The 11,129-nt window shown below is 62.4% G+C and carries 10 protein-coding genes; 9 read left to right on the plus strand and 1 reads right to left on the minus strand.

Going from position 1 to position 11,129, the window contains the following annotated elements; translation table 11 throughout:
• Window positions 1-23 precede the first annotated feature (23 nt).
• The gene (locus tag ACWCQ1_RS40535; RefSeq protein ID WP_133046172.1) at window positions 24-1,256 is read right to left on the minus strand and encodes a serine protease family protein; all 1,233 of its coding nucleotides are present in this window, start codon (window positions 1,254-1,256) and stop codon (window positions 24-26) included.
• Between the two features lie 283 nt (window positions 1,257-1,539).
• Between ACWCQ1_RS40535 and ACWCQ1_RS40540 the strand changes: the two genes are divergently transcribed.
• The 9 genes from ACWCQ1_RS40540 to rpsK all read left to right on the plus strand — a co-directional run.
• Window positions 1,540-3,120 carry a diaminobutyrate--2-oxoglutarate transaminase family protein gene (locus ACWCQ1_RS40540; RefSeq protein WP_451028671.1) on the plus strand — a complete coding sequence of 527 codons (1,581 nt, stop codon included), beginning with the start codon at window positions 1,540-1,542 and terminating at the stop codon, window positions 3,118-3,120.
• Window positions 3,121-3,205: 85 nt separating this feature from the next.
• Window positions 3,206-5,257, plus strand: coding sequence for an IucA/IucC family protein (locus ACWCQ1_RS40545; protein ID WP_358606240.1), 2,052 nt, complete (start codon window positions 3,206-3,208; stop codon window positions 5,255-5,257).
• Between the two features lie 91 nt (window positions 5,258-5,348).
• Window positions 5,349-6,173: a GNAT family N-acetyltransferase gene (locus ACWCQ1_RS40550; protein WP_451028668.1), complete on the plus strand. Its 825-nt coding sequence runs from the start codon at window positions 5,349-5,351 to the stop codon at window positions 6,171-6,173.
• A 295-nt stretch (window positions 6,174-6,468) separates the two neighbouring features.
• Complete coding sequence (locus tag ACWCQ1_RS40555) at window positions 6,469-8,451, plus strand: ATP-dependent DNA helicase (RefSeq protein ID WP_451028669.1); 1,983 nt, start codon at window positions 6,469-6,471, stop codon at window positions 8,449-8,451.
• A 200-nt stretch (window positions 8,452-8,651) separates the two neighbouring features.
• Window positions 8,652-9,302, plus strand: a complete 651-nt coding sequence (locus tag ACWCQ1_RS40560) for an adenylate kinase (protein ID WP_127742445.1) — start codon at window positions 8,652-8,654, stop codon at window positions 9,300-9,302.
• 850 nt (window positions 9,303-10,152) lie between these two features.
• On the plus strand, window positions 10,153-10,371 hold the full coding sequence (gene infA / locus ACWCQ1_RS40565) for a translation initiation factor IF-1 (RefSeq protein ID WP_016204578.1): 219 nt from the start codon (window positions 10,153-10,155) through the stop codon (window positions 10,369-10,371).
• 37 nt (window positions 10,372-10,408) lie between these two features.
• The gene (rpmJ, locus tag ACWCQ1_RS40570; protein ID WP_000868344.1) at window positions 10,409-10,522 is read left to right on the plus strand and encodes a 50S ribosomal protein L36; all 114 of its coding nucleotides are present in this window, start codon (window positions 10,409-10,411) and stop codon (window positions 10,520-10,522) included.
• A gap of 22 nt (window positions 10,523-10,544) precedes the next feature.
• Window positions 10,545-10,910: a 30S ribosomal protein S13 gene (gene rpsM / locus ACWCQ1_RS40575; protein ID WP_127742447.1), complete on the plus strand. Its 366-nt coding sequence runs from the start codon at window positions 10,545-10,547 to the stop codon at window positions 10,908-10,910.
• 21 nt (window positions 10,911-10,931) lie between these two features.
• Window positions 10,932-11,129 (plus strand): 30S ribosomal protein S11 (gene rpsK / locus ACWCQ1_RS40580; protein ID WP_451028670.1); only part of this gene is annotated, 198 nt, incomplete at its 3' end.

Raw genomic sequence — 11,129 nt, forward strand, 5'->3', positions numbered from 1 at the left:
CCCCGCCTGTGCCTACCGGCCGGTCACTGACCGGCGAACTTCTTGCTCACGGACGCGTACACGCCCTTGGCCACGTCACCCAGCCTCGGTCCCGCCAGCCAGCCCGAACTGACCGGGCCGATCGAGGTGTTCGACACCAGCGCGGGCTCGCCGTCCGAGCCGGTCTCGACCCAGCCACCGCCCGAGGAACCGCCGGTCATGGTGCAGCCGATGCGGTACATCGTCGGATCGGAGGCGTTCAGCGACAGCCGTCCCGGCTTGTCCGTGCACCGGTACATCTTCTGTCCGTCGAACGGCGCCGCAGCCGGATAACCCGTCGCGGTGATGCTGGGAACCTTCGGCACCGCCGGGGCGTTGAAGTTCACAGGAAGCGCCGACCCGACCGTCTCCTGAAGTGACTTGCCGTTCCCGCCCTTCTCCGGCGTCACATGGATGACGGCGTAGTCGTACGGTGCCCCGTCGCCGCCCGTCTCACCGCCCTGCTCGATCCACTGCTGCGAGGTCTGCGCCCAGTCCGCCCACCAGACGCCGTAGGGAGCCACCTGCTCCCGGGTGGCGTTCTGCAGCTCGGCCGCCGTCCTGCCCGAGTCGTTGTACGACGGCACGAAGGCGATGTTGCGGTACCAGCCGCCCTTCCTGCCGGCGTGCACACAGTGCCCCGCCGTCCAGATCAGGTTGGACTTGCCGGGGTGGGCCGGGTCCTCCACGACCGTCGCCGAACAGACCATCGTGCCCTGGGGGGAGTCGAAGAACACCTTGCCGGAGGTCGCCGCGTTGGCGTGGTACGTAGGCGCGACGGCCTTCGCGTCCACCGGCGCGGGCGTCGGGTCGGTCACGCCCTGGTCACCGGAGAGGTCGTTGTTGTCGACGCTCTTGTTCGGGTCGTCGGCCCGCCGCATCCGGTCCGTGTTCCACAGGCCCTTGATGATCGGGTTGATGAAATCGTCGGCCTCGCGCAGCCAGTCGTCCTTGTTCCAGTTCTTCCAGGCGCCGTTCTTCCACTTGTCGATGTCGATCCCGTGCTCTTTGAGCTTCTTCCTGATGTCGTCCGGGATCTTGATCTTGCCGTCGCCGCTGCTCGCGGTGTCGGACGCGGACGCGGAGGACTGACCGCCCGCGTTGGTGTCGTTGCCGTTGCAGGCGGTCGCGGTGAGCGCCAGCACCGAGGAGAGCGCTACGGCGGCGAACACGGGGGTGGTCCTGCGACTCGCACCCCCGCCTCGCCGGACGTGGAACGACGGCCGTATGGATCGCATGGTCTGAACTCCCCCTGAGATGAACGCGCCGGGCTTCTGCCGAACCGGCCCGTCTGCCGTACCGGGCCCGTGTGGAACGGCATCACACACTATGTGCTCGCTGTGGGGGACTTCCCACGGAACGGCAACGGTTCCGTCACGGAAAGGATCTTGAAGCGACCCGTAACCCGGTGCGGCGAAGGAGGTTGGTAGCGGTGGGGGTTCTGCTGTCCGTGGGCGGTCCCCAGCGGGAGGACATGAGGTCGTGACCGAGACTGCGTGTGAGGGGAGTGCGTCCGAGGGAATCGGCGCGGCCGGTGGGGCCTCCGTGTCGGCGCGGGGCGCGTACGACGGGATCCTGCGTCGTCAGTCGGCGCGCGAGTCGGCGGCGCGCACCTATGCGCGTGCCCTGCCGATCGTTCCCGTGCGTGCCCGGGGACTCACCATCGAGGGCGCAGACGGGCGCCGTTACCTCGACTGTCTCTCCGGCGCGGGGACGCTCGCCCTGGGCCACAACCACCCCGTCGTCCTCGAAGCGATCCGCAAGGTCCTGGACTCGGGCGCACCCCTGCACGTCCTCGACCTGGCGACACCCGTCAAGGACGCCTTCGTCACCGAGTTGTTCCGCACCCTGCCCTCCGGGCTCGCCGACCACGCGCGCGTGCAGTTCTGCGGGCCGGCCGGAACCGACGCGGTGGAGGCCGCGCTGAAACTCGTACGGGCCGCGACCGGCCGTACCGGGATCATGGCCTTCACGGGCGCCTACCACGGGATGACCGCCGGAGCCCTGGCCGCCTCCGGGGGCGCCCCCGACGTACGGGTCGCCCGGCTGCCCTTCCCGCAGGACTACCGTTGCCCCTTCGGCATCGGCGGACCTCAGGGCGCCGAACTCGCCGCCCGCTGGACCGAGTCCGTCCTCGACGACCCCAAGTCGGGCGTGCCGCACCCCGCCGGGATGATCCTGGAACCCGTCCAGGGCGAGGGCGGTGTCATTCCCGCGCCGGACGCCTGGACGCGGCGGATGCGCGAGGCCACGGCCGCCCGGGCCATTCCGTTGATCGCGGACGAGGTCCAGACGGGCGTCGGCCGCACGGGGACCTTCTGGGCGGTGGAGCACAGCGGCATCACCCCGGACGTCATGGTCCTCTCCAAGGCCATCGGCGGCAGCCTCCCCCTCGCGGTGATCGTCTACCACGATGACCTGGACGTCTGGCCTCCCGGCGCCCACGCCGGCACCTTCCGCGGCAACCAACTCGCCATGGCCGCGGGCACGGCGACCCTCTCCTACGTCCGCCAGAACGACCTCGCTGTCAGGGCGGCAACGCTCGGCACCCGGATGCAGGACCAACTCCGACAGCTCAGTCGGGAGTTCGCGTGCGTAGGGGAGGTGCGGGGGCGGGGGCTGATGATCGGGATCGAGTTCGTGGACGCGGAAGGCGACGGGGGTGGTGACGCTGATGCCGACTTTCGCGATGGTCTCGCCGGTGGGCCCTATGAGCCCGGTGGGCTCGGTGGGCTCGGTGAGCTCACCGAGCCCCGTGCCTGTGTGCCCTCTGAACCTGGTGCAACCGCCACGCCGGCTCCGCGGTCCCAAGGCCCCCGCCCCGCCGCTCCCGACCTCGCGGCCGCCGTTCAGCGGGAGTGTCTGCGGCGCGGTCTCATCGTCGAACTGGGCGGGCGCCACGCCAGTGTCGTCCGTTTGCTCCCACCACTGACGATCAGTGACGAGCAGGCGGCCGCAGTGCTCGATCGCCTGGCCGACGCCGTGGCTGCGGCCGCCCGAGCCCACGCCGGGAGCCCGCCCGTGCCCCGCCGACCGAACGGGGCCCCTCCGCGCAGCCGGCAGGACGAGCGAGCCCAAAGGGCGGGCTGGCGCGGCGACTGACGATCGCGCGTCCCTGGTCACACCCAGGCCGACCTGAACTCCGTGACGCAGCACCCGATTCGCCACCCCGCGAGTCAGAGCCACCATGAGGACAGCCTTGAACACCACCCCCACTCCGGAGACCCCCGGATCTGCCACGGCCCCCCACGGCGCCCCCGACGAACCGTGTGTCGACCCGAACCAGCCCACACCGACGGGAACAACCCCGCGGCGGGGCGGAACGGGCGTGGAGGAGGGCAGGGTCCCCGCGCAGCGAAGGGTCCCGTCGTGGGCGTCGGGCACAGCCAACGCGTCGGAGCCCGCCGAAGATCCGTCCCACTGCGTGGCCGACCTCCTTGAGCATCCCGATCCACACACCGCAGCCGACGCCGCGGCCATCGAGAACCTGCTCCGCTGCTGGGTCCGCGAGACCGACCTTCCGGCCCCTGACGGCGGCACCCTCCGCATCCCCCTGCCCGCCAGCGGTACGGCACTGCTCGTCCCGGTCCGCTACTGGTCCCCCTCGGGATGGCACCGCTTCGGCCTTCCGAACCTCGCCGGCTCCTCCGATCAGTCGTCGCCCGCCGATGCCGTCACCATCGCCGCCCTGCTCGCCCGCGAGACAGCCACATGCAGCACCCCGAACTCGCGGCGCACTCTCCCTCCCTTCTCCGCGACCGCTTCCGACCTGGTCACCCGCGTAGCCGACTCCTCCCGTCGTACCGCCACTTTCATCCGTGAACGCCGGGAGCACCCTTCCGACGGCTCCGACCTCTTCCTCTCCGCCGAGCAGGCACTGGTGCTCGGCCACCCCCTGCACCCCACCCCGAAGAGCCGCGAAGGTCTCTCCGAGTACGAAGCGCGCCTGTACTCACCCGAGTTGCGGGGCTCCTTTCCCCTGCACTGGCTGGCCGTCGCTACCTCCCTGCTCGCCACCGACTCCGCCTGGACCGAGCGCGGCCGCCTCGTCCCCGCCCCGCAGCTCACCGCTCGACTCGTTGAGGCCGAACTGGCCCTGCCGGACGGTCATGCGGCCCTTCCCCTCCACCCCTGGCAACTGCGCGAGGTCCGCCGCCGCCCCGAAGTCTCGGCCCTGTTCGACGCCGGACTGCTCCGCAACCTCGGCCCCCAGGGCTCTCCGTGGCACCCCACCTCCTCCGTACGCACCGTCCACCGCACCGGCGCCCCCGCGATGCTCAAACTGTCGCTGGGCCTGCGCATCACCAACTCCCGTCGCGAGAACCTCCGCAAGGAACTGCATCGTGGCGTAGAGGTCCACCGCCTGCTGCGCAGCGGCCTGTCCCAGCAGTGGCGGGCCGCGCACCCGGGATTCGACATCGTCCGTGACCCGGCCTGGCTCGCCGTCGACACCCCGGACGGCGAACCGGTGCCCGGCCTCGACGTGATGATCCGGCACAACCCGTTCCGCGCCTCCGACGACGTCTCCTGCGTGGCCGGACTCGTCTCGCCCCGGCCCCTGGCCCCGTCCGTCCTTCCGGCGAGCCCGGCCCACCGCCCGGAGGCCCACCCGCAGTCGATGGGGTCACGCTTGGCAACGGTCGTCACCCGCCTCGCCCTTCGGACGGGACGTCCGCGCGGAGCCGTGGCCGCCGAGTGGTTCCTCCGCTACCTGGAGCAGGTCGTCCGTCCCGTTCTGTGGCTGGACGCGGAGGCAGGCATCGCCCTGGAGGCCCACCAGCAGAACACGCTGCTTCTGCTGGATGCCGACGGCTGGCCCGCAGGCGGCCGTTACCGCGACAACCAGGGCTACTACTTCCGTGAATCCCGCCGCACGGAACTCGATGCCCGGCTGCCCGGCATCGGCGAGCGCGGCGACACCTTCGTTTCCGACGAGGTCACCGACGAGCGTTTCGCGTACTACCTCGCGATCAACAACGTCCTCGGCCTCATCGGGGCTTTCGGCTCCCAGTGCCTGGCGGACGAAGCGCTGCTGCTCGCCGCCTTCCGCCGCTTCCTCGACGACGTCGCCTCCGGTCCCGCTGCTCTGCGCACTTCGCTCCCGGCCCACCTGCTCGACTCGCCCGTCCTGCGGTGCAAGGCCAACCTGCTGACCCGGCTGCACGGCCTCGACGAACTCGTCGGCCCGGTCGACACCCAGTCCGTCTACGTCACCATCGCCAATCCCCTCCGTCTGTGAGAACAGCTGGTCGCACACCGCTTTCCCGAGCACCAACTCCCTTCATCGCTGAGGAACATGCCCCACCCGCACTTCTGAGAGGAGCGTCGCCGTGTCTTCCATCGACGCCGACGCACAGGCAGCGCCAGCCCCTGCTCCCCGTACCGACACCGACGCCGAGACCAGCCCCCTTCCGGCCGGGAGCGGCACCGTGAGCACGGACAGCGACAGCGAGGACACGCTGGAGCTGCGCCTGCCCGACGAACTGATCGCGCTCTTCTCCGAGGAGGAGGGGACCCACGCCGACGAGGCACCGGAGCGGCGTGAGATCAAGACCGCGCCCTCTGGCGCACGCTCCATCGACGGCGACCTCCTCGACGACGTCGGAGACTGGGGGCCTGTGACCACACCGGCGGGCGCGTTCCACCTCGTCCCCGTGCACATGGAGCGGGACCTTCCGCTGGTCAGCCGCTGGATGAACGACCCTGCGGTCGCCGAGTTCTGGAAGCTGGCCGGACCTCCGTCCGTGACAGAGGACCACCTGCGCGCCCAGTGCACCGGCGATGGACGGAGCGTCCCGTGCCTCGGTGTGCTGGAGGGCACCCCGATGAGTTACTGGGAGATCTACCGGGCGGACCTCGACCCGCTGGCCCGCCACTATCCCGCCCGACCTCATGACACCGGAATCCACCTCCTCATCGGTGCTGTCGCCGACCGTGGGCGAGGTATCGGCAGCGTCCTGCTCAGAGCCGTCGCCGACCTCGCTCTCGACAGGCGCCCCGTCTGCGCGCGCGTCGTCGCGGAACCCGACCTTCGCAACACCCCCTCCATCGCCGCCTTCCTGAGCGCCGGTTTCGGGTTCTCCGCCGAGGTCGAGCTGCCCGCCAAACGGGCCGCTCTCATGGTCCGAGACCGGTTGCTGCGCGATCTGCTGTGACGTGGTGTCACGTCATCGTCACCTTTGGTACACCGCCCGAGCCGATCCGGTTCCCACTTCGCAGCGCCGGTCGCTTCGACGCCGAAATTCACCGAACCGATGTCGAAACCGAGCGACAGCGGCTCTCGCCCATCCAGAACCGCACTCACCCCGTCCATCTACGGTCATCGACAGTCCTCAACGATCCGAAGCAGTCCGATCCGAACCAGGCCACGGCGCACCCGGCCCTGATACCGCCCCTGGTCCCCGCCTTGATCACCCCTTTGTCAGTGCGGCGCCGTAGGGTGGTCGCGCTATGACGAAGCCCTCACTCCCCGAACTCCTGCATGCTGCCGTCACTGCCGTCGGCGGTACGGAGCGCCCCGGCCAGGTGACCATGGCCGAAGCCGTCGCGGAGGCGATCGACGACGGCTCCCATCTGCTGGTGCAGGCCGGCACCGGTACCGGAAAGTCGCTGGGCTATCTCGTGCCCGCGCTCGCGCACGGGGAGAGAGTCGTCGTGGCGACGGCGACCCTCGCCCTGCAGCGTCAGCTCGTCGAGCGGGACCTGCCGCGCACGGTCGAGGCCCTGCACCCCCTGCTGCGCCGCCGTCCGGAGTTCGCGATGCTGAAGGGCAGATCGAACTACCTGTGCCTGCACCGCCTCCACGAGGGCGTTCCGCAGGACGAGGAAGAGGGCCTGTTCGACCAGTTCGAGGCGGCCGCACCCACCAGCAAGCTGGGCCAGGACCTACTGCGGATGCGTGACTGGGCCGACGAGACCGAGTCCGGCGACCGTGACGACCTCACCCCCGGCGTCTCCGACCGTGCCTGGTCCCAGGTGTCGGTCTCGTCCCGGGAGTGCCTGGGCGCGTCGAAGTGCGCGTACGGCGCCGAGTGCTTCGCCGAGATGGCACGCGAGCGCGCCAAGCTCTCCGACGTGGTCGTCACCAACCACGCGCTGCTCGCCATCGACGCCATCGAGGGCGCGCCGGTCCTGCCGCAGCACGAGGTGCTGATCGTCGACGAGGCGCACGAGCTGGTCTCCCGCGTCACCGGCGTCGCCACCGGCGAACTCACACCCGGCCAGGTCAACCGCGCGGTGCGCCGCGCCGCCAAGCTGGCCAACGAGAAGGCCGCCGACCAGCTCCAGACCGCCGCCGAGGGCTTCGAGCGGCTCATGGAGCTGGCCCTGCCCGGCCGCCTGGAGGAGATCCCCGAGGACCTCGGCTACGCGCTCATGGCGCTGCGCGACGCCTGCCGCACGGTCATCTCCGCGATCGGTGCGACCCGTGACAAGTCCGTGCAGGACGAGGACGCGGTCCGCAAGCAGGCGCTGGCGTCCGTCGAGGCGGTGCACGACGTGGCGGAGCGCGTCACCAACGGCAGTGAGTGGGACGTCGTCTGGTACGAGCGCCACGACCGTTTCGGCGCCTCCTTGCGCGTCGCCCCCATGTCGGTGTCGGGCCTGCTGCGGGAGAAGCTGTTCGCCGACCGGTCCGTCGTCCTGACGTCGGCGACGCTGAAGCTCGGCGGCGACTTCAACGGCGTCGGCGCCTCGCTCGGACTCGCCCCCGAGGGTACGGAGGGCGACGACGTGCCCAAGTGGAAAGGCGTGGACGTCGGCTCGCCGTTCGACTACCCCAGGCAGGGCATCCTGTACGTCGCCAAGCACCTGGCGCGCCCCGCGCGTGACGGCGACCGGGCGGACATGCTGGACGAACTGACCGAGCTGATCCAGGCGGCGGGCGGCCGTACGCTCGGACTCTTCTCGTCCATGCGGGCCGCCCAGCTCGCCGCCGAGGAACTCCGTTCCCGCATCCCGGAGTTCCCGATCCTGCTGCAGGGCGAGGAGACCCTGGGTGAGCTGATCAAGAACTTCGCGGCCGACCCGCAGACCTGTCTGTTCGGCACGCTGTCGCTCTGGCAGGGGGTCGACGTCCCGGGCCCCAGCTGCCAGCTGGTCGTCATGGACAAGATCCCGTTCCCACGCCCGGACGACCCGTTGATGAGCGCCCGCCAGAAGGCGGTGGAGGACGCCGGGGGCAACGGTTTCATGGCGGTCGCCGCAACCCATGCCGCGCTGCTCATGGCTCAGGGCGCCGGCCGCCTCGTACGCGCGTCGGGGGACCGGGGTGTGGTGGCCGTACTCGACCAGCGTCTGGCCACGGCCCGGTACGGCAGCTATCTGAAGGCGTCACTGCCCGACTTCTGGTACACGACGGACCGTAACCAGGTCCGGAAGTCCCTGTCGGCGATCGACGCGGCCGCCAAGAAGGCGGAGGCGGAGGCGGAATGACGGGTGGGTGGTCCGACGCGGCCGCTCAAATTGGGGGAACTAGTTTACTCATCGTTGTCGGTGTTGCACTGGAAACAATGAAACAGCTTGAATCACAGCTAGTTAAACGTCACTATAAAGGATTTATTAAATAAATTAATTTAGGGGACTGCTTGTCCCTTGAATTATATGTGCAAGACTTTATTTAGGGGGGAATACGCATGAATTTAGTCTTAATGGGGCTCCCTGGCGCAGGCAAAGGTACACAAGCCGAGAAGATTGTCGAGAAATATGGCATCCCTCATATCTCAACTGGTGATATGTTTCGTGCTGCAATGAAAGATGAGACAGAGCTTGGACTAAAAGCAAAATCATTTATGGATAAAGGTGAATTAGTACCAGATGAAGTTACAATTGGTATTGTTCGCGAAAGACTTAGTAAGGATGACTGTGAAAAGGGTTTTCTTCTAGACGGATTCCCTCGTACTGTTCCACAAGCTGAAGCTTTAGAATCCATTTTGTCTGATTTAGTAAAAAAACTTGATTATGTGATCAATGTTCAAGTTGATCAAGAAATATTAATGGAAAGACTAACAGGACGCCGTATCTGTAAAAGCTGTGGGGCCACTTATCATTTAGTGTTCAACCCGCCGGCTAATTCAGAAACATGTGATCGCTGTGGCGGAGAGTTATATCAACGTGCAGATGATAACGAAGCTACTGTTAAAAACCGTTTGGATGTTAACATCAAACAATCTCAACCATTACTTGATTTTTATGAGTCAAAAGGCTATCTGAAAAACATCAATGGCCAACAAGATATTTCGAAAGTATTTTCAGATTTGGATGAATTACTAAGTACTTTAAAGTAATCCTTAATTCATAAAACACTTTTGCTTAGACTAATCTGTTCTAGCATGGACTAAAATCAGAGAATCAAATAGAAGAATTGGGATGAAATGGCTAAGGAGTTTATTCCTAAACATGATGCATTTCCTTTTTTCAAAAGGTATAATAATTCCTATGGTTATATCTGTAACAAGTAAAGCATAAATATGAACTTTGTTCTGTTTATGTGAGTTAGAAGAATAATCAATTTAAGATAATTGGTGCAGAGTATTTTGGATTTCATGGTAGCTCCGCTTGAATTGCTTTTTTATCTAGTAGTGAAGAAGGTAACTATTATTCTTTCTATTATGGACATAAGGTATTGGACCAGGTGTGCGCTATCGGTAATTCCTCTTTAATATCGGAATGCGAAGATCTTAACGGCAATTCATCAAGCAATTGTGTATGTGATGCAAAGAATACGGTTAGACTCTTGAAGAAGCTTTAACTTTATTTTTTTGCGGAAATTACGATAAATGATGAAACGCCGCAGTTAGCACTGGCTATTTGTTTCTATCGTACTGTTTGCGAGAAATATTTCATATAATATAGCTTTATGGCAGTTCATTTAAACGAGTATTAGCTGTGTTGGTGGTCACATTGGTCGATTCTGATGGAATTTTATAATTTTTATTATTAATTTGTTATTAATAGCGACGTGTGTGTAACATTATGTTATAATCTATTAGTTGCAGTTATATGACAAATTAGTATATTATAGAGCAGTTCAGAGTAGTTGATGTACACCGATCGTGTTACAAAAGAGAAGAACTACACTTTGCTATAGTTAGTTTTAAGTATTTCGCATTTTAAAATGAAGGGAGAATTTATTCGATGGCTAAAGACGATGTAATCGAAATTGAAGGCACAATCACTGAAACTTTGCCGAACGCCATGTTTAAGGTAGAATTAGAAAATGGTCATACTGTATTGGCTCACGTTTCTGGTAAAATCCGCATGCATTTTATTCGTATTTTACCTGGTGATAAAGTAACGGTTGAGTTATCTCCATATGACTTGACTCGCGGAAGAATTACTTACCGCTTTAAATAATCTGATTGCACTCCGTACTATCAAGGAGGTTAGGATAATGAAAGTTAGACCATCTGTTAAACCTATCTGCGAAAAATGCAAAGTTATCCGCAGACGTGGGAAAGTTATGGTTATCTGTGAAAACCCTAAACATAAACAAAAACAAGGTTAATTATAAGGAGGTGCGCATATAGATGGCACGTATTGCTGGTGTGGATATTCCACGTGAAAAACGCGTAGTAATATCTTTAACATACATTTTTGGTATCGGAAAAATTACTGCACAAAAAGTATTAGCAGAAGCTGGTGTTTCTGAAGATACTCGTGTTCGTGACTTAACGGAAGATGAACTTAACAAAATCCGTGATATCATTGACAAATTAAAAGTTGAAGGTGACCTTCGTCGTGAAGTTTCACTTAACATTAAACGTCTAATGGAGATCGGTTGCTACCGTGGTCTTCGTCACCGCCGTGGTCTTCCAGTTCGCGGACAAAACACGAAAAACAACGCTCGTACACGCAAAGGTCCTCGTAAGACTGTAGCTAACAAGAAAAAATAATCCGTAAAGGAGGTACTTTAAATGGCACGTAAAACGAATACTCGTAAACGTCGTGTGAAAAAGAATATCGAATCTGGTATTGCACACATTCGTTCAACATTCAATAACACAATCGTAACAATCACTGATGTACATGGTAATGCTCTTTCTTGGTCAAGTGCAGGAGCTCTAGGATTTAGAGGTTCTCGTAAATCTACTCCTTTCGCTGCTCAAATGGCT

It is taken from the genome of Streptomyces sp. NPDC002144 (genome assembly GCF_053593695.1).

Coding starts and splice junctions, on each gene's coding strand:
- rpsM (WP_127742447.1), top strand. CDS start 10,545: ATGGCACGTATTGCTGGTGTGGATATTCCACGTGAAAAACGCGTAGTA.
- infA (WP_016204578.1), top strand. CDS start 10,153: ATGGCTAAAGACGATGTAATCGAAATTGAAGGCACAATCACTGAAACT.
- ACWCQ1_RS40535 (WP_133046172.1), bottom strand. CDS start 1,256: ATGCGATCCATACGGCCGTCGTTCCACGTCCGGCGAGGCGGGGGTGCG.
- rpmJ (WP_000868344.1), top strand. CDS start 10,409: ATGAAAGTTAGACCATCTGTTAAACCTATCTGCGAAAAATGCAAAGTT.
- ACWCQ1_RS40545 (WP_358606240.1), top strand. CDS start 3,206: ATGAGGACAGCCTTGAACACCACCCCCACTCCGGAGACCCCCGGATCT.
- ACWCQ1_RS40560 (WP_127742445.1), top strand. CDS start 8,652: ATGAATTTAGTCTTAATGGGGCTCCCTGGCGCAGGCAAAGGTACACAA.
- ACWCQ1_RS40555 (WP_451028669.1), top strand. CDS start 6,469: ATGACGAAGCCCTCACTCCCCGAACTCCTGCATGCTGCCGTCACTGCC.